Origin of the sequence: Streptomyces albofaciens JCM 4342, assembly GCF_008634025.1 — a bacterium.
GTDB lineage: Bacteria > Actinomycetota > Actinomycetes > Streptomycetales > Streptomycetaceae > Streptomyces > Streptomyces albofaciens.
The window spans coordinates 908,684-930,596 of sequence record NZ_PDCM01000001.1; the positions used below are offsets into that span (position 1 = coordinate 908,684).

Below are 21,913 nucleotides of genomic sequence, written 5' to 3' on the forward strand. Positions count from 1 at the left end.
TCAGCCCCTGTTCCGGGGGGCCGGGGGGCGGGCATCGCTCGGCTCCTGGAGCGGATTCGGTTCCTGGGGCGGGTCCGGCTCTTGGGACGGATTCGGTTCCTGGGGCGGATTCGGTTCCTCCGTCTCTTCCGGCTCTCTCGGCTCCTCTGACTCTTCCGTCTCCGCCGGTTCCCTTGCCTCTTCCGGTTCCCTCGACTCTTCCGGTTCCCTTGCCTCTTCCGGTTCCCTCGCCTCTTCCAGCCCCCTCGTCCCTTCCAACTCCCGCAACTCCTCCAGCGCACGCAGGATGCTCCGCGCGCCGTCCGTGTCCGCCGTGGCGAAGCTGACCCGTACGCCGTTGCATTCGACCGTCATCTTGGGGCGCGCCGCGTACGCCCTGCGCCAGCTGTCGATGGCGATGGCCAGGCTGCTGAGCTGGAACGCGCTGTCCACGATCAACTGGACCGCCTCGAACCCCAGCCCCATCCGTCCGGGTCTCATCTCGCGTGCCCGCAGCGAGACCTGCGCGCTGCGGCTGACCGCGGGATCGTCGGCCAGCCAGTCGCACAGCGACCGCAGCTCCCGGTCGCTCTCGGCATCGTCCAGCCTGACCTGAATGTTCATCCGTCCCCCATGTCGCTGTCCGGCCTCGTGCCAACTCTCGCCCCATACCCCGCCGCTCCGCCGGGATTCACGGAATGGTGGGCGTGCTCTGCGCGGCGCTGCACCCGAACGGGTCGGGTACGTAACCGAGTTGACGGGGGTCGGGCGGCGGCGGAACCGAGCACCTCCGGCGGCCCCGTCTGGCAGGATCACCTTCATGTCGAACGTTTCATCGAATACGTACACCTACACCCGTGTCGGGGCGATCCTGCACGAGATCGGCATGGTGACCGAGGAGAAGATGCGCAGCGTCCTCGAAGAGGCCGCCACCTACGCGGACGAGGAGATCGACCAGTACGAGGCGGCGAGCGCCCTTGAGGAGTTCGGCGTGGCGGTCTCCGTCCACGCCGACGACATCGACTCGATCCATTACGGCTACGCCGACCTGATGGAGGCCGCCGCCGAGGCCGCCGGCGGCCGGGTCGCCATCACCGATGTGCGGCTCGTCGAAGGCGAGGGCGACTTCGAAGGCGGCCGGATGGACACCCTGACGTTCGAACGGAACGGCATACCCATGTCCATCGACGCCGACCACCTCGCGGACGACTACTACGACCAGGGCGCGGCCTGCGAGGCCATCACCGTGACCGCCCACGAGGACGACCCCCGCTCCTGGCGCGAAGTCGATTTCGACCGCGAACCGCACCGTGGCTACGACAGCATCATGGTCCTGGCCACGCCGGAGCAGGCGCGGGCACTGGAGGAGCGCTTGGGGTTCAGGTTCCCGGAGTAGCCGGTACGTCCATGCGCTGCGTCCCGATGACCGCGAGCAGCCGCAGCGCCTCTTCCGACGGTGAGCCGGGCGCGGCGGTGTAGATGGCGACCCGTTGGTCCCGGTCGGCGATGTCCAGGACGTCGCAGCTGACGCTGACGGGGCCGACGAGCGGGTGCTCGAAGGTCTTGCAGAGGGTGGGCCGGGCGGCCACGTCGTGGGCGGCCCAGAGTCGGGCGAACTCCTCGCTCCCGGCGAGGAGTTCATCCACCAGGCCGGTCACCTCCGGAGAGTCGGGGTAGCGGGCCGCGGCGGCGCGCAGGTGCCGGGCCGCGGTCCGGGCGAACTCGTCCGCGTCCGATACGCCGTACAGCCGTCGGCCGTCCTGGTGCGGGCCGAGGAAGGCGCGCCGGAGGAGGTTGCGGTCCCGGCGCGGCAGCGCGGAGAAGTCCTCCATCAGGGCGGCGGCCAAGTCGTTCCAGGCGATGACCTCGTACGTCGCCGACAGCACGATGGCCGCGGCCTCCGGCAGCCGCTTCAGCAGGTCGACGATGCTCTGCCGCACCTCACGCGAAGGCCCCGGCGGGGGACCGGGCGGGGTGCCGGCGAGGTGGTGGAGGTGATCGCGCTCGGCGTCCGAGAGGCGCAGCGCGCGGGCGAGCTGGGCCAGCACCTCGCGGGAGGGGTGCGGAGCGCGGGCCTGCTCCAGCCGCGTGTAGTACTCGGTCGAGATGTACGCCAGCTGCGCCACCTCCTCGCGGCGCAGCCCCGGCGTGCGGCGGCGCGTCCCGGCGGGCAGCCCCACGTCGGCGGGCGTGATGCGCTCGCGCCTGCTGCGCAGAAAGCCGCCCAGTTCTTGTCGTACTCGTCGATCCACCCGACCAGTGTGCGTGGGCGTCGCACCGGCCATCCAGGTACTGCGGGTGCCTGGATGAGCGGAGCGGCTGCTTGGAGGCTCATCGGCATGAACGACACACCGGCCGTGGCCGCCACTTCCACGCCCAGCACTCCCGCAGGTAGCGCTCCCGCACCCAGCGCTTCTGCCCGTAGCGCTCCCGCACCCAGGACTCCCGCAGGTAGCACTCCCGTGCCCAGCGCTTCCGCAGGTAGCACTTCCGGACCCAGCACTTCCGCCCGTAGCACTCCCGCGCCCGCCACGACCGTGGGCCTGCTCGCCGACAAGGTCGCCTTCATCACCGGTGCCGGGCGGGGCATCGGCGCCGCCGCGGCGCGGCTGTTCGCCCGGGAGGGTGCCCGGGTGCTCCTCGCGGCACGCACCGAGCACCAGCTCAAGGCGGTGACCGAGGAGATCCGGGCGGCCGGCGGCACCGCGGATTACGTGGTGTGCGACCTGGCCGACCCGACGAGTGTCCAGGCCGCCGTCGACCGGTGCGTGCGGCTGTACGGCCGGCTCGACGTGGCCTTCAACAACGGCGCCACCGGCCAGCCGCCCGGCCCGATGGACCAGATGTCGGAGGCCGACTTCGACCACGTCTGCGCCGTCAACCTCAAGGGCCCGTGGCTCGCCATGACCGCCGAGATCGCCGCCATCCGCGCCACCGCGCGGCGCGGGGCCATCGTCAACACCTCCAGCGTCGGCAGCCTGATGGGCAACCCCGAGCTGCCCGCGTACGGCGCCGCGAAGCGGGCGGTCAACAGCCTCACCGAGACGGCGGCCGTCACGTACGGCCCGGAGGACATCCGCGTCAACGCCATCGCGCCCGGCACCACACTCACCGAGATGCTGCACGAGTGGGACGAGAAGTCTCCCGGCACCATCGAGCAGCTCAACGCCCTCACCCCGCTCGGCCGCGCCGCCGACCCGGAAGAGATCGCCCAGGCCGCGGCCTGGCTCCTCAGCGACCGCTCCTCCTACGTCACCGGGACGGTCCTCCGGGTGGATGGGGGGATGCGGGCCTGAGGGGGCTCCACGGCGGGGAGGCCCCGGCCGGCCCCGGGCGCTCTGTACGGGGCCGTACGATCCGGCCGACCCCGTACGCTCCGTACGCGCGCCCGACGGCCGCTTCCTCGTCCTCCTCGGTCGCCTGGCCCTTCCTCCTCGGCCACCCGGCCCGCGGTCACTCCTCCTCGAACGGCGGCTCCCCCCAGTCCGGCTCGTCCCAGCCCAGCTCATCGCTGAACGCGGAACCCGGGTTTTCGGCGGCCGCGCCCGTGCCCGACGTGCCCGTGCCCGACGCGAACGTGGCGGCCGCGCCCGTGCCCGGCCTGCCCGTGGCGGGAGCACCCCCGGGCGGCGCGCCTCCAGCCGGATGGCCTCCAGCCGGATGGCCTCCGGCCGGGTCGCCTCCGGCCGGGTCGCCTCCAGCCGGGGCGCCCCCAGCCGGGTCGCCCGAGGCAGGCGCGTCCGCAGCCGACGCACCCTGCCCCGCCAGCACGTCCAGGATCTGCTCGCCGTACTTCGCCAGCTTGTTCTCGCCCACGCCGCTCACCGCGCCGAGCGCAGCCAGGCTCGCCGGGCGGGCCGTGGCGATCTCGCGCAGCGTGGCGTCGTGGAAGATCACGTACGCCGGTACGCCCTGTTCCTTGGCCGTACGCGCCCGCCAGGCCCGCAGCTCCTCGAAGACCGGCACGGCTTCCTCCGGCAGGTCCACGGGAGCCGCGCGCCGCCCCTTGGCCGCCTTCGCTGCCTTCGCGGCCTTGGCCGTCTTCTCCGGCTCGCGCCGCATCGGCACCTTGCGCTGCCCCCGCAGCACCTCACCGCTCTCCTCGGTGAGCACCAGCGTGCCGTAGTCGCCCTCGACCGCGAGCAGCCGCTGCGCCAGCAACTGCCGTATCACGCCCCGCCATTCGGCCTCGCGCAGATCGCTGCCGATCCCGAAGACGCTCAGCGCGTCATGATCGAACTGGATGACCTTCGCGGTCTTCTTCCCCAGCAGGATGTCGATGATCTGCCCGGCGCCGAACTTCTGCCGCCGCTCCCGCTGCAACCGCACCACCGTGGAGAGCAGCTTCTGCGCGGGAACCGTGCCGTCCCACGTCTGCGGCGGCGTCAGGCACGTGTCGCAGTTCCCGCACGGGCCGCTCTCCTGGCCGAAGTACGCGAGCAGCCGCACCCGCCGGCACTCCACCGTCTCGCACAGCGCCAGCATCGCGTCGAGGTGCGCCGACAGCCGCCTGCGGTGGGCGTCGTCCCCCTCCGACCCGTCGATCATCTTGCGCTGCTGGACCACGTCCTGGAGCCCGTAGGCCAGCCACGCCGTGGACGGCTGGCCGTCCCGCCCCGCGCGCCCCGTTTCCTGGTAATAGCCCTCCACCGATTTCGGCAGGTCAAGGTGGGCCACGAACCGGACGTCCGGCTTGTCGATGCCCATCCCGAACGCGATGGTGGCGACGACCACCACCCCGTCCTCCCGCAGAAATCGGGCCTGGTGTTCCGCGCGCGTCCGCGCTTCCAGCCCGGCGTGATACGGGAGCGCGGTGATCCCGTTCTGCACCAGGAATTCGGCGGTCTTTTCCACCGAAGCGCGCGAGAGGCAGTACACGATTCCCGCGTCACCGGCGTGCTCGGTACGCAGCAATTCCAGCAGCTGCTTCTTCGGGTCGCTCTTTCCGTCGATACGGTACTGAATGTTCGGCCGGTCGAAACTGGCCACGAAATGCCGGGCACTCTCCATGCCGAGCCGTGTGGTGATCTCCCGGTGGGTGGCCTCCGTGGCCGTCGCCGTCAGCGCCATCCGGGGCACCTCGGGCCACCGCTCGCGCAGCATCGACAGGGCCAGGTAGTCCGGCCGGAAGTCGTGGCCCCACTGCGCGACACAGTGCGCCTCGTCGATCGCGAACAGGGAGATCTTGCCCCGGTCCAGCAGGCTCAGCGTCTGCTCCACGCGCAGCCGCTCCGGCGCCAGATACAGCAGATCCAGCTCCCCGGAAAGGAACTCGGCCTCCACCAGCCGCCGCTCCTCGAAGTCCTGCGTGGAGTTGAGGAACCCGGCCCGGACCCCAAGCGCCCGCAGCGCGTCGACCTGGTCCTGCATCAGCGCGATCAGCGGGGAGACCACCACCCCGACCCCGGGCCGCACCAGTGCCGGAATCTGGTAGCAGAGGGATTTCCCGCCGCCGGTCGGCATCAGTACGACCGCGTCGCCACCCGCTATGACGTGCTCAATGATCGTCTGCTGTTCCCCGCGGAACGCGTCGTAACCGAATACCCGCCGCAGCACGTCCACCGCGCCACTGGCGTCGTCCACCGTTTCCCCGGCCCCGGGAGCCATCTCCACCTCGCTCATGCCAGCAGCGTACGAGCTATCCCGCCACCCGCGCTCAAGCCTGTGGATAACTCGGCGCGGGACCGGCCGCCTCTGCTACTCCCGCGCTACTCCCGCACAGCTCGCACGGCCGGCGGGGCGCCGCGCCGCCCTGGCAACCCCGTACAACGAAATCCACCACCCAGCCGTCTCACAAGACGACGAGGAAGACCACATAACGCCATGCGTGATTCCGGCAACACTCCGCCCCCGTCCGGCAGCACTCCGCCCCTGGCCGCACTCCGCCACCCCCGGGCCGCACTCCGCCCCCGCCGTGCCCCGCACCTCTCCGGCACAGAGCCCCAGCCCTCGACGCACACGACCGGCCCCCACCGCCGAACCACCGGCCCCTACCGCCGAACCTTCGACGTACGGAGAACTCCATGCGCTTCCACCGGCCTGCCTGCTCCCGTCCCCGCCCGGCCGTGACCAGCACGGCTGCCCTCTTCACCAGCACAGCCGCTGCCCTGGTTGCCCTCACCTCCCTCACGACCGCTACTGCCTCAGCGACCACTCCCGCGACTTCAGCCACTCGCCCCTGCCCCGAATCCGCCCTGAAGATCACCGCGTCCGCCCTCACCCCTCAGCACCCCGATGTCCTGCGCATCAGCGCCACCAATCGCACCACCACCCCCTGCGTCATCGACCGCATCCCCACCGTGACCTTTGGTGACCTGGACGGCGCTGCGCAGCCCGACCCGCCCACCGAGAGCGCCCCGTACCGCCTCGCTCCGGGTGCCACCGCGTACGCGACGGTCCGTACGGTCACCGGCCGACCGTCCCCGTCCACCCGTACCGTCGACTACATCACCGTCGCCGCCGACCCCGCCCACCACGGCCGCCGCTTCGATGCCGCGGCCCTGGGCGCGCCCACCGGTATCCGCGTCTGGTCGCCGACCACGACCTGGTGGCGCCCGTCCGCCGGCTGATCAGGCCGGCGCCGCACGGTCGACGCGCACCCCAACTGACCTACCTAGGGGGCGGGTTACTCCGAACCGCCCGCCCCCGCCCCCGTCATCGGCCAAAGTGAGCGCATGAGCCTCACGACCGCCGGCGAGCCGCCGGGCCCCGTGCGTTTCTTCCTGCTGTGCGACCGCATGGGCTGCGACGCTCGCGCCGTCCTCGACCTGGTCGTCGCCGACCCGCCGCCGGATATCGAGACGGACCTCTTCGGCCACCTTCTGCACAGCGCCAAAACGGCGGCCCCCCGTATCGCCGACATGGGCTGGACGTACTACCAGGGCGACGGCTACTGGTGCCCGCGCTGTTCCACCCCGCGCTCCCAGCGCCCCCGGCGAGGCCGCACCCGCTCGTCCTGACCTCCGGACCTCCTGGCCTCCGGACCCTCCTGGCCTCCGCATCTCCCGGACTCCGGACCACCGCCTCGAACAAGAGTAACTGGCTGGTAGCACTCCGTAAGATTTTGCCATCTTTCCTTGCACGCTTGAGCACTCCTGAACGCTATTGCGGGCAGAGAGCTCGCACTGGCTCTCCGGTGCCGGGACGAGCAGGCACCGTCCATCCCCAACCGGAGGGACCGAGGGCCTCGTGAACCTTGATCTCGTACGTGACTGGGCCGTGGCCGCCATCGCGGTCCGCGTGTTCAGCGCCGACATACGGATGCTGCTGCGCCGCCTCGCCGCAGCCCAGGTACTGGCGGGCGTCTCCGAACTCACGCGCACGGGTACGGAAACCCGCACCGGCACGGAAACCCGCACCGGCACGGGAGCCCGCACCGGCACCGGCGCCCAAGAACGCCTCCGTGCCCGTGCTCGCACCAGTAGCCGCGGCCGTACCCGCGCGGCTACGCACGCCGACGCTCCCGCCCGCCAGGCGCGCGACTACGGCACTCCGTACGGCAGCCCGCACGGCTCGCCGTACACCCCGCCGTACGCCTCGCCATACGGGAGCCTCCCGTACGGTCCCCAGCGCGATCACGACCTCCAGGAGGGCGAGCGCTGATGTCCGAACGCGAGCCGAGCGCCGACCGCGACCCGCGGCCCGGCCAGACCCGGGTCCCTCACAGGTCCGTCGCCCGTATGCCCCGACCCGCCTCCACCACCGGCCCCCAGAAGTATCCTTTCAGCGCACCCAGCGCACCCAGCGCACCCAGCACGCCGGAAACGGCCGGCACGCCGGTGAAACCTGGCGGCCCCAGCCTCCCCGCCCTCGGCCTGCCCGCCGACTTCCGCGCCTTCCACCAGCTCTACCGCGCGGGCTACATCCGGTACGCCGAACTCCACCTGGGGTCCCGCGCGGACGCGGAGGAAGCCGTTGACCTGGCCTTCGAACAACTCATGCTCGCCTGGCAGACCGTTCTGCGGCAGCCGGTCCCCGAGGCGTACGCCTGGCGCGTGGTGAAGAACCGCACCATCGACCACGCCAGGGCCCGCGGCCGCCGCCCGGTCGTCGTCGACGTGGCCGCCTTCGAAACCCTCTCCCTGCGCCACGCGCTCGACCCGATAAGCGAGTTGGAGGAGTCCCTCACCCTCTACCAGGCCATCGGCGCGCTGCCCGAGCGTCAGCGGGACGTCATGCTGCTGCGTTACGCCCTCGGATACGCCACCAAGGAAACGGCGCGCCTCATGGGCATCACCGAGGCCGGTGTCCGCTCGACCATCCGCCACGCGCTCCGCCGACTGCGCCAGGCGTTCGGCCTGGAGGAAGGGGAAGACGATGCCCGCCTTGCCGAATGACCTCGACCGCCTCCTGGCCAAGGCCCGCCTCGACACAGCTCCGTACACAGAACGCGAAGTAGCCGCGGCCGAAGCCCGGTTGGCCGCCCGCGTCACCGACCGCGTCCTGCACGGCGCCCTGTCCTTCGACGCCGCCATACAGGCCCGTGTGGAAGCGGCCCTGGGCCGCGACCGCACCACCGGCGAACGCGGTGACCCCTACGACTACGCACAACGCCAGATGCACGACGCCGCCCAGGACCTCCAACGCCTCTGCGCCCTCGTCGTCGGCGAACCCGACGCCCTCCACCAGATGTCCGTCTTCATCGGCGGCCGCCTCCTCGAACCCGACGGCGCACGCGTACTGGCCTGCGTCCTCCACCTGGCGGGCCGGGAGGACTCCGCCCGCTTCTGGTGGCAGTACGCCGCCGGCGCCGGCGACACCTCCTCCGCCTACTGCCTCTACCTGCACCACCTCTCCCTCGCCGAGGTCGGCGAGGCCCACTGGTGGCACGCCCACGCCGACCCGGACCGTCCCGCCCGCACCCGCCCCTCGGCCGACGCCTACGACCTGGTCATCTCCTGGGCCGTACGCCTCGAAACAGCCCGGGGCTTCGCCCCACCCCCACCCCGCACCACCGCCGCCGCCGTACTCGGCTACGTCTCCAAAGCCATCCAATTCACCGACAACCCGGACCTCGACCTACCCCTCCCCCCGGCCGGCTTCGCGGAACACATAGCGCAACTCACCACATCGAACCGGGGCTGACGGCGATAACCACACGCGGACAGCCGCCCCGGTCCACGGCACGTCCGAAGACCGAGCAGGCCACCGCCACGGCCACCAGCGCCCGCTACCCCAACTCCCGCCGAACCAACACCCGAGCAAACGGCTCCCCAGTGGCCCGCGCCCAAGCCATCCGCTCCCGCACCTCCGCGAGCGTCCGAGGCCGATAACCGGGCCCACCACAACAACTCTTGTGAAACCGAACCCCGGCATTCAGCAACACGGAAAGCACCCGCCAGCCGGCGACGTCCCGCCTCTTGGGCGCCGCGAAGGCAGACCCGACGTGAATGAGCGGCTCAGCACACCGAGGACAGACCCGGCCGTGGTCGTGGCGGCCGGGGTGGGACTGCTTGTAGGAGGCTCGGCAGGGGAGGCAGACGTAAGAGGTCTTCGCGGGGGGCATGGGGCGAGGGTAGAGCCGCGGAAACCCGGATACGACGTATTTAAAGGAAGCCCGTTCTGGTAGGGGTCCGTGCTGACCGATTCACTTGGACTCCATGCTCCGTAAGAGCTGACCGATTCACTGGGCCCCATGCCCCGCAAGAGACGGAGACCCCGCCGCCCAATCGGACGGCAGGGCCTCTGACCTGCTCTTTCTCTGTGCCCCCGGCAGGATTCGAACCTGCGACACCCGCTTTAGGAGAGCGGTGCTCTATCCCCTGAGCTACGGAGGCGGGGAATGGCCGGCGCCTGGTGGGGCGCGGGCGGGCTGCTGGTGGGCAGCTTTGGACAGGGTAGCGGATGTGGGGGCGGGGGTGGGGACGGGCCGGGCCCCGAAGGTTGTGGAGGCCTTCGGGGCCCGGAGGGGAGTGGGCGCCCGGTGATCATCAGGCGCCGTGCACGGGCCCTTAAGGCGCGTGTGCCGGGTTGTCCGGGGTCGGGGAGTTGGTCGTTGTCTTGCTGCGCTGGGTTTCCCAGCCGGTCAGGGCTGTGGCGCAGGCGTGGTCGAGGTGGCGTAGGCCGGTGAGGTCGAGGGTGACCTCGCGGTTGTGGGGGAGGGACTCCAGTTGGTCGAGGAGTTTGGGGAGGCGGAGGAAGGTGGCGTTGCCGAGGGCCCGTACCTGGATGGGCTCGGTGGACGGGGCGTCCAGGCCGGTGATCTCCAGGTGGACGTGGGAGGTCTCCCAGGCCGTCTTGGCGATCGCCAGGAGGAGGCCGATCAGTACGCCCTCGAACATGTTGGTCACGACGATCGCGATGGCGGTCGCCGCGAGGATGACGGCCTCGCCCCGGTGCTCACGCCACAGCGGGGCGAAGTCGCGCAGCGGGAGGAGCTTCCAGCCCGCGTGGACCAGTACGCCCGCCAGTGCCGCCACCGGGATGATCCCCAGTGCCGCCGGCAACGCCGCCGCGAAGATCAGCAGCCAGGCGCCGTGCATCACGCGGGACGCCTTCGTACGGGCCCCGGCGTGGACGTTCGCGGAGCTGCGTACGATCACCGCCGTCATCGGCAGGGCGCCCAGGATGCCGCAGACGGTGTTGCCCGCGCCCTGCGCCATCAGCTCCTTGTCGTACTGCGTACGGGGCCCGTCGTGCAGCCGGTCCACGGCCGCCGCGCTGAACAGCGACTCGGCGGACGCGATGAGCGCGAAGGCGAGGACGGTGCCGATCGCGCCGACCCCCGCCAGCTGGGCGAAGTCCGAGCCGCCCGGCGGCTGGATGGACGAGAGCAGGCCCGTCACCTCGACCCGGGCTATGGGCAGATCGAGGGCGAAGACGGCGAGCGTGGCCAGGGCCACGGCCGCGAGCGGGGCCGGCAGGACACGGGCCGCGGGCTTCCAGCGCGGCCACAGCACCAGTACGGCGACCGTGCCCGCACCGACGGCGAACGCGGTCAGCGCCGCGCCCGACCCGGCGGTGCCGGTGATCAGGCCCGGCAGTCCGCCGAGGTTGGCGAGGCCGCTGCCGGGCGCCTTGGCGTCGGTGAGCGCGTACAGCTGGCCGGCGATCAGTACGAGGCCGATGCCCGCGAGCATGCCCTGGACGACGGCCACGGAGATCGCGCGGAACCAGCTGCCGAGGCGCAGCGCGCCCATGGCGACCTGGAGGAGGCCCGCCACGAGGACGAGCGCCCCCAGGGTGCTGAGGCCGAACTGCTGTACCGCCTCATATACGAGGACGGTCAGCCCGGCCGCCGGGCCGCTGACCTGGAGGCTGCTGCCGGGCAGGAAGCCTGTGAGCAGGCCGCCGACGATGCCGGTGATCAGGCCGAGTTCGGCGGGGACGCCGGAGGCGACGGCCACGCCGACACACAGCGGCAGGGCCACCAGGAAGACGACGATGGACGCCGTGAAGTCCGCTCGGAGGAAGGGCCAGCGGCGGAAGGGAGAGGCGGAGGAGGAGGGGGAGGAAGAAGGTGGTGAGGGTGGTTGGGGGGTGGGGGTGGAGGAGGTGGCGGCGGGGCGGGGGCCCTTGGTCGCGCCCGGAGTCGTTTTCGGTGTCATGGGGAGTGCCTTCGCCGTCAGAGGGGGAGGAAGGTGTCGGTGGTGGGCCGGTGCGCGGTGACGAGGCCGGTGTGGACCTCGTAGTACCAGCCGTGCAGGCTCACCTCGCCCGCGTCGACGCGCTCGCGTACGCACGGGTACTCGCGCAGCCGCGCCAGCTGTTCGACGACGTGCTGCTGGACCGCGGTCGCCACCGTCGGCGCCTCGTCCCTGGGCAGTTCGCCGGAGACCTGCTGGGTCAGCCAGGCGCGTACGTCGGGGGCGCCGGCGAGGTCCTCGCGGCGCGCCATGGCGCCGACCGCCCCGCAGTGCGAGTGGCCGCACACCACGATGTCCGCGACGCGCAGCACGCGCATCGCGTACTCGATCGTCGCGGCCTCCGCGCTGGCCGGCATGCCCGGGCGGTGCGGAGGTACGGCGTTGCCCGCCGTACGGAGTTCGAAGAGCTCGCCCGGGAGGGCTCCGGTGATCAGGGACGGGATGATCCGTGAGTCGGAGCAGGTGATGAACAGGGCGAGCGGCGACTGGCCGTCGGCGAGCCGCTGGTAGGTCTCGCGCTCCTCGTGTACGGCCGCGATGCGGGCGTTGAAGGAGCGTGCGTGTTCGATGAAGGTGTCCACGAGGGAATGTCTCCTGCTGGTCGGTTAAGTGGTGCCATCCAGGTGCCGCGGACGCGCCGCGGCGTCACTGAGGGCATGGCAGAACCCGTTCGACTGGTGCGGAGCAGGAAGCCCCAGCGGTACTCCTCAGCAGCGGAAGACGCAGTACAGACAGTGCAGGGCGGGGCGCTTGGCTACGCCTGGTTTCGATGTGGTGAGCGTGGCGGCGGTGCCGGCGTGCGCGGGCGACAGGGCGTCGGCCGGGTAGGCCCGGGCCGTACGGAGGTACGGCGGGGTCGGGCGGCGGTTCGGGCACGGCGCGCCGTGCGCGGTCCGCGAGCAGCGGCGCGCGTGGTTGCGGTCCTTCTCCTTCTCCCGCCCGGGGTCGCGCTCGTTGTCACGCCGGTACTGGATGCCCGTGGTACGGGGCTTCGTCGTCGGGGACAGCTTGGTGGGTGTCCCGTGTGTACCGGGAAGAGCCGCAGGGGTGGGGGTGGACGCCTGGGCCGGTGCGGTGCCGGTGGCCGGGAGGAGCGGGGTCTTGCCGCCCTTGGCCGCTGCCGTACCCGAAAAGAGCAGGGTCAGGACCACGGCGAGGATGCCGAGGAGGGTGAGGGGGCGGAGGGAGCCTCGGTGAGTCTGGTCGCCGTGCGCCCGGTTCTCTTGCTGCCGGCTTGCGTATGGCCGGGTGCCGAGTGCGCCCCTGCGGGGCTGCCGGGACGGGACGGCGCACATACGAGCTCGCGCTTCGCGCCCGGGGGCAATTGGCGTGCGTACCGGCGTACGGGATGCGGCACGCGCCACCGTGAGGGTCGGGGGGCGACGGGGCGGCGTACGTTCCGCCCCCGCGCCCGGCGGGCTGTGCGGCCGGTTGGCGGCCGTGTAGTGGGCCGGGTGACCGGCCGTGTCGGGGCGGGCGGAGAGCGTCCGGGAGAACCAGGAGCGGGGACTGCGGCCGCCGGTCGCACCGTTCATGGTCGTTTCCTCGGAGCGCTGGTGATTCACGTTCGTATCCCGGGAGCGCCGGCCGTTTGCGGCCGATTCCTCCGAGGGGTGGTGATTCATGGTCGTTTCCCGGGAGCGCTGGCCATTCACGGCCGTTTCCCTGGAGCGCTGGTGATTCACGTCCGCTCCGCGGGAACGCTGGCCATCCACGGCCGTTCCCCCGGAGCGCCGGCCATTCGTGTCCGCTCCCCGGGAGCGCCGGCCGTTCATGCCCGCTCCCCGGGAGCGGCGGTAACGATGGGCGAGTCCGGGGCGTCGGCAGTCGTCGTACGGGCCTTGCCCTTCGACCGCCCGGCAAGCGCCAGCAGAGGGACAAGACCGAGCGCCACCAACCCGCCGCCGAGTCCCAGCGCCGAGTACCCGCCCGAGGCCACGACCAGCCCCGACGCCATGCCGCCCGTGGCGCCCGCGATGGCGATCCCCACGTCGACCAGGCCCTGCGTCGAGGCGCGGGTGGCCAGCGGTACGGCGTCGGTGACGATGGCGGTGCCGCTGACCAGGCCGAAGTTCCAGCCGACGCCGAGGAGTACGAGTGCGGTGGCCAGCGCCGGTACGGAGTGCGCGGGCGCCAGCGCGGCCAGCAGACCGGCGGCGAGCAGCACGACGCCGGAGGCCGCCGCGACCCGCTGTCGTCCGATCCGGTCCACGAGGAGGCCGGTGAGCGGCGACGGCAGATACATCGCCGCCACATGCAGGGCTATGACGAGCCCGGCGGTCTCGGTCGCGTGGCCGTGCGCCCGCATGTGGACGGGCGTCATCGTCATGATCGCGATCATGACCAGCTGGGTGAGGGTCATGACGGCGGCGCCGGAGACGATGCCGCGGATGTTCGTGGGCGCGGGAGTGGGTGCGGGTGCAGGCGCGGGCGCGGGCGCGTCGGCCGCTTCCGCTTCCGCTTCCGTTTCCGCCTCGCTCACCAGCTCATCCCTGGACTCCGCTGCCGCCGCGCGGGCCCGCGCCAGCCGCAGCGGATCAGGGCGCAGGAACGCCCCCAGCACCACCGCCGCGGCCGCGTACGCGACCACGGCCAGCAGGAACGGACCGGCCAGGCGCGGAATGCCCCAGACGTGCGCGACATCGCCCGTGACGCCGACCAGGTTCGGGCCGACCACCGCGCCGAGCGTCGTGGCGAACAGCACGAGGCTCACCGCGCGCCCCCGGCGCGCCGGTGAGGCCAGGTCGGCGCCCGCGTACCGGGCCATCAGGGTCGTCGCCGTACCCGCCCCGTATACGAGGAGGGACAGGAACAGCAGCCACACGTTGCCGGCGGCCGCGGCGATGACGACGCCGAGGCTGCCGAGGCCGGCCGTGGCGTACCCCAGGGTGAGCCCCGGGCGCCGCCCCCAGCGCTGGCAGACGCGGCCGATCCCGACGGCGCCGAGCGCGGCACCGCCCGTGAACAGGGCCGCGGGCAGGCCGGCCAGCCCCGTGGAGCCGAGCATCTCCTCGGCGAGCAGCGCGCCCACCGTGATGCCCGCGGCCAGCCCCGCGCCGCTGAGCGTCTGGGAGAGGGCGAGTACGGTCAGTACGCGCCTCTGCTCGGGGGGCTCGGGCGCCTCCGGGGGCGCGTTTTTGTGCGAAGCGGCGTGCGGGCCATGGGGTGGTGTGGCGTGGGGGGCCGGTTCGCCGGGCCGAGCGCTCATGGGTCCGTGTCCTCGTGATGGGGAGGGGCGGGCTGCCCCGGAAGCGCCCTCAGGGCGCGCCGGCGGGCTGGAGGGCCGCGATGTCCCGCAGCGACATGTTCAGCTGGTCGTGCAGGAAGCGCACGATCGTCCAGTGCGGCAGCGCACCCTCGTCGAAGGGGCCGAACTCCCGGACGTAGAGCGGTATCCAGCGCAGGGCTTCCTCGATCGCCTGCTCGCGGCCGGGCTCCTGCTGGTAGTCCTCGTATCCGATGCTGCGGTGCTCGATGAAGAACCGGCCCGGGAGCCGTTCCTCGCAGAACTGCCGGTATTCGCGCGTCTGGAGTATGAGGTAGTGCCAGATCTCGTCGATGTCCTGCTCGACGGGCAGGAAGAGGCCGCTCAGCTGCTCGCGGTGCCGGGAGACGAGGTAGAGGTACCGCAGGCACTCGGTGACCTGCCGTTCCACGTACGCGGGCTCCGCGCCGTCGCCCAGCGCCACGAAATGCTCCACCACCTCGGCGTGCAGGCGGTCGCCGAGCAGGGCGACGAGGTCGTCCGGGGAGATGCGGGGCTCTTGATCGGCGGGCGGAAGCTGTTCCTGCAGGTGCGTGGTCATGGTTCTCCCGTGGTCTTCGCGTGTGTCGCAGCTGCCGCGTGCACCGCAACTGCCGCGTGTGTCGCGGTTACCGCGTGTGTCGCAGCGACCGCGTATGCCGCAGCGACTGCGCGTATCTCGCGTATCGCGCGGATCTCGTGGGTCTCGCGGATCTCGCGTATGCCGTCCGGCCCGTCCGGCCCGTACGGCGACGGGTGGATCCCCCCACCCGCTCAGCTCGCCCCGTCCGTCTCGCCCATCCCGTCCGCGCCGCCCGTCCCCCGGTCGAGCCACGCGTACTTCCCCGACTTCCCGATCGGGATGTGGGCGCAGTGCTCGACCCGGCACGCCATGCCGGTCAGCCGTTCCACTCCGGCGCTCAGCGCCGCCGTCTCCGACGCGTCCAGAGGGCCGCCGTCGAACGTGGTGTACCGCAGCTCGGCCTCGCCGAGCCCAGTCCCTCCCTGACCGTCCCCAACCACCCGCAGCTGATGGACGAACACCCTCGACGACGCGCCGCTCACGCAGTCGTCCAGGTCGCCCTGGGCCACCGGTCCTCGGCCGTGTGCCGAGTTGAGCAGCTCCTTTTCGCGGCCGCAGAACCGGACGATCTTCGTCGGGTCCGGTGTGCCGTCCAGCGTGCGCGCGCAGTCACCGGACCGGTAGCGGATCAACGGCATGTACGGGTTCCGCACGCTCGACACGATCATGCTGAAGATGCCGCTGCCCGGCGCCACCGGGACCAGCTCGACGCTCATCTTGTCGAGGTAGGGGTGGTAACGGCCGTCGCGGTCGCTGTAGTAGAGGTAGCCCAGTTCGGTGCTGCCGAACAGGTCGATGACCGGGCAGTCGAAGTGCTCGTACAGGTAGCGCCGTACGTTGACCGGCGTGTACTCGTAGGCGTGCACGATGCTCGCCGGCTTGGGGAACCGGTCCCACAGCCCCCATTCGCTGACCTTCCGCACGAGGTGCGCGAGGTGGTAGCCGGAGCAGTCGAGGTGGTAGCGGCCGTCCGGGTGCGCTTCCCGGGCCGTACGGATCTCGGCGAGCATCCGTTCCACATCCGCGCGGTCCCAATGGGCCGGGTCCAGCGTCAGGTTGACGTAGAAGGTCCGGTCGTCGAGCCGTCGGTCGTCCAGGTCCGGTACGGGCGCGAGCGTGGTCCGCCCGTGTTTCTTCGCGTTCACGCGCGCCACGTGTTCCGTCGCCAACACGGTGGTCAGCGAAACGCGTTGGCAGCCCGCATGCCAGGTGTCGGCGATGTCCGGGTGCTCGCTCCACAGCCGGTAATAGGAGTTCAGCAGGAAGTACGGCGGCCGAATGATCTGCATACGGGCGTGGTTGGTGCCCGTGGAGAGTACGTACTCGGCCTTGCCGGCGGCGAGCGCTGCGGCCAGTTCCGGTGTCATCCAATTGTCCGGAAAGCCCCGGGCTATCTCCGGTTTGTCGAGTATGGGGAAATGCCCCCGCTCTATCGACGCGCGGTAGATGGGTATGTCCCTTATCCGGTTCACGATGTCGGCGGTCGGTTGTCCCGACCGGCTCGGCTGGCCATCCATGGTCACCCTCAGGTCTGTCTTGTGTGGCGGACGGGGAGTGATCGGTGTCGCGGCGTACGGGAAGCGGGGTGTGGGACCTGCGTCGTGCCGGGAACGTTGGTGGTGCGGGCGGTCGTTGTACGAGCGTCGGTGGTACGGGCAGCGACTGCGCGAGCAGCGGATGCGCGAGCAGCAGGTGTGCGGGTCGCGGCTGCACGGGCAGCAGGTGTGCGGGTCATGGCTGCACGGGCAGCGGCTGTTGTGCGGGCCTGAAGTGGCGGGGAGCCGGCCGGTGCTGTGCGGGCCGCCGACCGGGTCCCCGCCGGGAGGGCTCAGCGCCCGGTCAGGAAATACATCCCGTCTTGGGCGCGGCCGTGGTCGCGCTGATGCAGCCGGACTTCGTGGCGCTGATGCAGCCGTCCTTCCCGGCTCCGCGCGGCGAGTTCAGGGCGACCCACTCACGCCAGACGCCGTCCTGGGCCATCTTCTTGATCAGCTGTTCCATGTCCGTCGAGCCTCCGCAGGCAGGGGATGGTGGAAAACGGCGATGATCAGCCACGCAAGCCGCGCGGGTGCCGCTCTCCAGAACGTAAAAGAAAGACCAAGTGATCGTCAAAGGCTCACCGGGTCCCGATGGCTCAAACGCGGGCGTGAGGGGTCTGTTTTGGCTTGATCCTTCCTATTGTGGCCATGGCCTGGCGGGTACTCGTGGCCGATAGTGGTCGTTCTTGGCTGGAAATGTGCGCCAAGGGAAAGGGTGGGGCCGGCGATTGGTACAACATGAGCATGTCAAGTGGGCCTGTGGCTGGAACGTGAGCGGGTGGCTGGTTTACGGCCAGGTGGCTGTGAGGTGAAGGCCCGGTGGATGTCCCGAAGTCGCGTCGGGATGGCGGCCAATGTGGGCTCGTCGGGGAGTCCCCGGAGGTGCCCGGAAGCATCCGGAAGTGCTCCGGGAGTACCCCGGAATCACCCGAAACACGAAGCGGGGAGGGCTGCGTCAACCCTCCCCGCGACCAACGCGAGACGCCTCCCCGACGCCCGCCGAATCGGCCGCGTACGTCCGTCGAATCGACCCGCGCGCGCCCGTCGAATCGACCCGCTTACGTCCGTCGAAACGACCGGTACGTCCGTCGATACGACCCGCGCGCACCCGCCGAAACGACCGCGTACGTCCGTCGATATGACCCGCGCACGCCCGCTGGAAGTGCTCCTGGCCCCGTCGGAGCGGCCCCGGAGTGCGGGTCGGGAGGACTCCCGAGCGCGCGCCGAAATGAGCGCGGCGGCCCCCACGCCCCGTCAGCGGATCACCGCGCCATCAGCGGGCAATCGCCGGTCGGCCGCCGCGCGATCCCTGGGGCAGTTCAGGGCAAGCCCGGGGCGGTTCTCCCTTCCCCGGCCGGAGCTGGAATTCCGTCGAAGGCCGCCCGCCGTTCCGTACGCGCCTTTTAGGGGCCCTATGCGCGGGCCCCTCAATGAACCGTCTACGAATCCCTGCCCGTCACGCTCTCCAGCGGCCTCGCCGTGACCCTCGCGGTGAACAGCTCGTGCCCGTTCTGAAGTGCGGTGACGCGGGTGTGGATGAGGCCGTCGTCGTCGGTCTGCGGCGTATCCCCCGCCGTGTCCTCGATCGGCACTTCGACCGGAACTCGGGACGGAACTCGGGCCGGAACTTCGGCTTGCGAATCCGCGGCGCCCGTGGCTGCCCGTGCCCCCGTCTCCGGTCCCGTCCCCGCTTCCGTCTCCGATCCCGACTTCGTCATCTTTCCCGCCCCCGCTTCCGGGCGGCCGAGTACCGTCGCCTCTATCCAGCACGGTGCGTCCAATTCCGCGTACCGTGTGAAGACGGTGCTCAGGCCGACGGGTATGACCTCCATCGGGTGGAGCGCCGCGTGGACCGCCTGGTGGGCGGCCTCCAGCAGCAACATGCCGGGGGCGTGGTCGACGGGGTGGTCGAAGATGACCGGGTGGGTGGTGTCCGTGCGGAGCTGCCAGCGGTTGCGGGTGTCCGTGGGCGAGAGCATGACGCTCTCGAACTGCTCGCGGGCCACCCTGTGCGGCGCCACCGGCGGCGGCAGCGGAACAGCGCGGGCCATCGCTTCCCGGGCATCGCTGTATTCACCGCGCAGCCGGCGGTAGATGGCCGGTGCGTGGCTGGTGAAACGTGCGACCGCGGTGCCGAGGTGAACACCGTTCCGGGTGGCCTCGACATCCATGGTCAATGCACTCAGTGTGTCCTTACGGCGTTTGATGTCGGAGCAGGCGATGCGTAGTTCGATCTCGGTGGGGGCAGTCTCGGTACGCAGTGCTTCAGGGACCAGCGAATAAGTGAAGTGGTCCCAGATGAGTTGGTGTCCGAACGGCACGTTGTAAGCGAGATGTGAGAGCAGCGGAATGGTCTGCCGGATCGTCTCGATGAGCAGAAGCGGGTCGTGCAGCCGATTTCTTGAGGAGTAGAACGTATGGGCCCGCGGCCATTCCGCGGTCACGGTGTGGACATCCGGGGCCGTCTCCTGCCAACTGGTGAGCAGAACTTCGGACAACGCCGTCTTGTGCACATACTCCTTGGGCACGGTGGTCGTCAGCGTGCGCGGGGAAGGTCCGGCGGCAGCAGGTGCGGGAAACTTCGGAAGCTGGCCGGTGGTGCTCATGCGGGTATCCCCCTGAGGAGTGTCTGCAGGTCCGGTCCGTTGCGGCCCGTTGGTGGTCCGCCGGGGCGCTCTGGCCGGTCCGCTACGTTCCTGGACGGCCGCCAGGCGGCCAACGCGGGCGACTGTGCGGTCGGTTCGGCCGTCACGGCGTGAGAGCCTCGGCTTTCATAAAATAAATAGTATTCGTTTTGTTTGTCGAGGGAGCTGGTGCTGTCCATGCAGGAGCGTGCGGTCAGGACACGTGAGGTCATCCTCCGGGCGGCCGCCGAAGTGTTCGACGAGTTCGGGTTCAGCGGCGCCAGTATCAGCAAGATCATGAAGCGGGCCGGAGTGACGCAGGGTGGGATGTACTTCCACTTTCCGTCAAAAGAGGCACTGGCCCAGGCCGTGATGGTCGAGCAGGGCGGCGGCCTGGACCTGCCGCCCGGAGAGGACGGCCTCCAGCGCCTGATCGACATCACCCTGTATCTGGCCGAGGAATTGCAGACAAATCCCAAACTGCGGGCGGGCGTCCGACTTGCGGTGGAACAAGGGGAGTTCGGGGTACAGGACGATTCCGCGTACCGCGCCTGGGCCGAGGAGTTCGGCGGCCAGTTGCGCGCCGCCCGCGAGAAGGGCGAACTGCTCCCCGAAGTGAACGTGGACGAACTGGCCTGGGTTCTGGTCAGCGCCTACACGGGTACGCAACTCTTCTCGCAAATCTCCTCCGGCCGCGCCGATCTGCACCAGCGCGTGGTCTCCCTCTGGCGCTATCTGCTGCCCGGCGTCGCCGTCCCGCCCCTCAGGCCGCTGCTGACCTTCGCGGCACGGCGGCGCCGGGTGGTGGCGTGAGGGTGAGCCCGTGTGAGCGGGAGGGGCAGGGACCGCTGTAGGAGGCGGTGCGGGCCTTCACGGACGCGTACGAGACCATGGCACGTAGCGGTTCCAGCAGCACATCAGGAAGCGAGTGCACGAGCGTGACGGCGAACGCGGTGAACACGGGGAACACGGAGGACGAGGCGCGGGCGGAGGCCGGTAGCGGGCAGACGGCCCGCCCGTGGCGTGTGGTCGTCACCGGAGCGACCGGCTTCATCGGGTCCGCGGTGCTGCGAGAGCTCCTGCGTACGCAACCGGGCTCTTCCCCGAGCCCCCGCCCGCATACCGAACCCACCCCCTCCCTTACGGAACCCGCCCTTACGGGACCCGCCCTTACGGAACCGGCCCTTACGGGACCCGTCTCCTCCCTTACGGACCCCACCCCCTCCCCGCGCCCCCTCCAGATCTGCGCCACGTCCCGCAAGCCCCCCGCCGACTCCGGCATCGACAGCCCCGACTCGGGCCCCGACTCGGGAGCCAACTCCGGCTCCGGCTCCGACCCCCGCATCGACTGGGCCCGAGCCGACCTGGCCGACGCCGCCTCCCTCCGCGGCCTGTGCGAGGGCGCCGATGTGCTGCTCCACCTGGCTTCCGACATCGGCCGGGACGAGGAGCACTGCGAGCTGGTGAACGTGCGCGGCACCGCCGCCCTGGTCGACGAGGCCGTACGCGCCGGTGTCGGCCGTATCGTCCACCTCTCCACCGCCGCCGTGTACGGGGCGGGGCCGCACTCCGGCCTGGATGTGGACGAGATCCCGCCCGCCCCGGTCTCCGCCGCCAGCCGTACCCGGCTCGCAGCCGAGCAGCCGGTGCTGGCGGCGGGCGGTACGGTGCTGCGCCCGGGGCTGGTGCTGGGCGCCGGTGACCGGTGGGTGGTGCCCGCGCTGGCCGAGCTGCTGGGCCGGGTGCCGGCGCGCTGGGACGGGGGCCGCGGACTGCTCTCGGTCGTGGCGGTCGAGGACCTGGCCCGCCTGTTCGTACGGCTGGCCCTCGCCCCGTACGACACCCCCGGCACTCCTGGCGCCTCCATCACCTCGACCACGCCCAACACGTCCACCACCACCGGCATCCCTGGCACCCCCGGCATTCCCAGCGGCGTGTACCACGCCAGCCACCCCACCCCCGTGAGCAACGGCGACCTCATGGACACCCTCCTCGCCCATGACGTCTTCCCCGACGCTCCGGCCGCCCTCCCCGATCTCTCCTGGTCCGACTGCCTCCAGCGCCTCGAAGCCGTCCCCGGCCGGGTGAGCGAGCGGCAGTTCGCCCTTCTCGCCCGCGACCACTGGTACCGCAGCGACGAGGTGTGGACGGCGGCGGCCTGCGACCCGGGCCCCGGCCCGCTCGCGCGCCTCGCGGACTCGGCGGACTGGTACCGGACCCACCTCCGCGCCCGCTTGCAGACGCGTGCCTAGACCCGCCCGCGCCGGAGCTCGCGCCGGTGGACGTACCGGTGCGCACGCCGGTGTGAGCGTCGGTGTGAGAGCTGGTGAACGCGCCGGGCGAACACGCCAACGCGCCGG

21 protein-coding genes and 1 tRNA gene are annotated in these 21,913 nt (G+C 71.1%); 9 read left to right on the top strand and 13 right to left on the bottom strand.

Translation table 11 applies throughout. The features are described 5' to 3' along the window. Entirely contained in the window at positions 1-603 is a 603-nt protein-coding gene (locus CP973_RS04295) for an effector-associated constant component EACC1 (protein ID WP_150237680.1), read from the bottom strand. A 196-nt stretch (positions 604-799) separates the two neighbouring features. Between CP973_RS04295 and CP973_RS04300 the strand changes: the two genes are divergently transcribed. Then, a complete protein-coding gene (locus tag CP973_RS04300) occupies positions 800-1,375 on the top strand; it encodes a hypothetical protein (protein ID WP_150237683.1) in 576 nt (191 codons plus the stop codon). On the opposite strand, the gene CP973_RS04305 is transcribed toward CP973_RS04300, so the two are convergent. After that, positions 1,359-2,231, bottom strand: coding sequence for a helix-turn-helix transcriptional regulator (locus tag CP973_RS04305; protein ID WP_150237685.1), 873 nt, complete (start codon positions 2,229-2,231; stop codon positions 1,359-1,361). The two genes, CP973_RS04300 and CP973_RS04305, sit on opposite strands and share 17 nt — an antisense overlap. Before the next feature lie 87 nt (positions 2,232-2,318). Here CP973_RS04305 and CP973_RS04310 point away from each other — a divergent pair, with 87 nt between their 5' ends. After that, the gene (locus tag CP973_RS04310; protein ID WP_425281934.1) at positions 2,319-3,275 is read left to right on the top strand and encodes an SDR family NAD(P)-dependent oxidoreductase; all 957 of its coding nucleotides are present in this window, start codon (positions 2,319-2,321) and stop codon (positions 3,273-3,275) included. Between the two features lie 157 nt (positions 3,276-3,432). On the opposite strand, the gene recQ is transcribed toward CP973_RS04310, so the two are convergent. Next, positions 3,433-5,586 carry a DNA helicase RecQ gene (recQ, locus tag CP973_RS04315; RefSeq protein ID WP_150243117.1) on the bottom strand — a complete coding sequence of 718 codons (2,154 nt, stop codon included), beginning with the start codon at positions 5,584-5,586 and terminating at the stop codon, positions 3,433-3,435. Between the two features lie 458 nt (positions 5,587-6,044). On the opposite strand from recQ, the gene CP973_RS04320 reads away from it, so the two are divergent. From CP973_RS04320 to CP973_RS04340, 5 genes are all read left to right on the top strand, one after another. Continuing rightward, positions 6,045-6,548 (top strand): DUF4232 domain-containing protein, encoded by a 504-nt coding sequence (locus CP973_RS04320; RefSeq protein WP_244409269.1) that lies wholly within the window; start codon positions 6,045-6,047, stop codon positions 6,546-6,548. A 105-nt stretch (positions 6,549-6,653) separates the two neighbouring features. Continuing rightward, entirely contained in the window at positions 6,654-6,938 is a 285-nt protein-coding gene (locus CP973_RS04325; protein WP_003979891.1) for a hypothetical protein, read from the top strand. 229 nt (positions 6,939-7,167) lie between these two features. Next, positions 7,168-7,581 carry a hypothetical protein gene (locus CP973_RS04330; protein WP_150237691.1) on the top strand — a complete coding sequence of 138 codons (414 nt, stop codon included), beginning with the start codon at positions 7,168-7,170 and terminating at the stop codon, positions 7,579-7,581. A gap of 176 nt (positions 7,582-7,757) precedes the next feature. Then, positions 7,758-8,315, top strand: coding sequence for an RNA polymerase sigma factor (locus CP973_RS04335; protein WP_244409270.1), 558 nt, complete (start codon positions 7,758-7,760; stop codon positions 8,313-8,315). Then, complete coding sequence (locus CP973_RS04340; RefSeq protein WP_150237693.1) at positions 8,296-9,063, top strand: hypothetical protein; 768 nt, start codon at positions 8,296-8,298, stop codon at positions 9,061-9,063. The genes CP973_RS04335 and CP973_RS04340 overlap by 20 nt, the downstream gene beginning before the upstream one ends. An 85-nt stretch (positions 9,064-9,148) precedes the next feature. On the opposite strand, the gene CP973_RS40690 is transcribed toward CP973_RS04340, so the two are convergent. From CP973_RS40690 to CP973_RS04385, 10 genes are all read right to left on the bottom strand, one after another. Next, on the bottom strand, positions 9,149-9,484 hold the full coding sequence (locus CP973_RS40690; protein ID WP_150237694.1) for a deoxyxylulose-5-phosphate synthase: 336 nt from the start codon (positions 9,482-9,484) through the stop codon (positions 9,149-9,151). 198 nt (positions 9,485-9,682) lie between these two features. Next, positions 9,683-9,755: transfer RNA gene (locus CP973_RS04350), tRNA-Arg, on the bottom strand. 174 nt (positions 9,756-9,929) lie between these two features. Continuing rightward, positions 9,930-11,525: a SulP family inorganic anion transporter gene (locus CP973_RS04355; protein ID WP_244409271.1), complete on the bottom strand. Its 1,596-nt coding sequence runs from the start codon at positions 11,523-11,525 to the stop codon at positions 9,930-9,932. Between the two features lie 17 nt (positions 11,526-11,542). Beyond that, positions 11,543-12,145: a carbonic anhydrase gene (locus tag CP973_RS04360; protein WP_150237696.1), complete on the bottom strand. Its 603-nt coding sequence runs from the start codon at positions 12,143-12,145 to the stop codon at positions 11,543-11,545. Positions 12,146-12,271: 126 nt separating this feature from the next. Further along, on the bottom strand, positions 12,272-12,715 hold the full coding sequence (locus CP973_RS04365) for a hypothetical protein (protein ID WP_150237698.1): 444 nt from the start codon (positions 12,713-12,715) through the stop codon (positions 12,272-12,274). Between the two features lie 620 nt (positions 12,716-13,335). Beyond that, positions 13,336-14,772: an MFS transporter gene (locus CP973_RS04370; RefSeq protein WP_150237700.1), complete on the bottom strand. Its 1,437-nt coding sequence runs from the start codon at positions 14,770-14,772 to the stop codon at positions 13,336-13,338. 49 nt (positions 14,773-14,821) lie between these two features. Beyond that, entirely contained in the window at positions 14,822-15,370 is a 549-nt protein-coding gene (locus CP973_RS04375; RefSeq protein WP_150237702.1) for a glycine-rich domain-containing protein, read from the bottom strand. Between the two features lie 212 nt (positions 15,371-15,582). Further along, the gene (locus CP973_RS04380; protein WP_150237704.1) at positions 15,583-16,908 is read right to left on the bottom strand and encodes a phenylacetate--CoA ligase family protein; all 1,326 of its coding nucleotides are present in this window, start codon (positions 16,906-16,908) and stop codon (positions 15,583-15,585) included. 322 nt (positions 16,909-17,230) lie between these two features. Continuing rightward, positions 17,231-17,392 carry a hypothetical protein gene (locus CP973_RS39840; protein ID WP_167538260.1) on the bottom strand — a complete coding sequence of 54 codons (162 nt, stop codon included), beginning with the start codon at positions 17,390-17,392 and terminating at the stop codon, positions 17,231-17,233. Between the two features lie 976 nt (positions 17,393-18,368). Continuing rightward, entirely contained in the window at positions 18,369-19,535 is a 1,167-nt protein-coding gene (locus CP973_RS04385; RefSeq protein WP_150237706.1) for a ScbA/BarX family gamma-butyrolactone biosynthesis protein, read from the bottom strand. Between the two features lie 216 nt (positions 19,536-19,751). Between CP973_RS04385 and CP973_RS04390 the strand changes: the two genes are divergently transcribed. Both CP973_RS04390 and CP973_RS04395 read left to right on the top strand, forming a co-directional pair. Next, a complete protein-coding gene (locus CP973_RS04390; protein WP_150243125.1) occupies positions 19,752-20,366 on the top strand; it encodes a ScbR family autoregulator-binding transcription factor in 615 nt (204 codons plus the stop codon). 125 nt (positions 20,367-20,491) lie between these two features. Further along, positions 20,492-21,805, top strand: coding sequence for an NAD-dependent epimerase/dehydratase family protein (locus tag CP973_RS04395; protein WP_244409272.1), 1,314 nt, complete (start codon positions 20,492-20,494; stop codon positions 21,803-21,805). Positions 21,806-21,913: the final 108 nt, after the last annotated feature.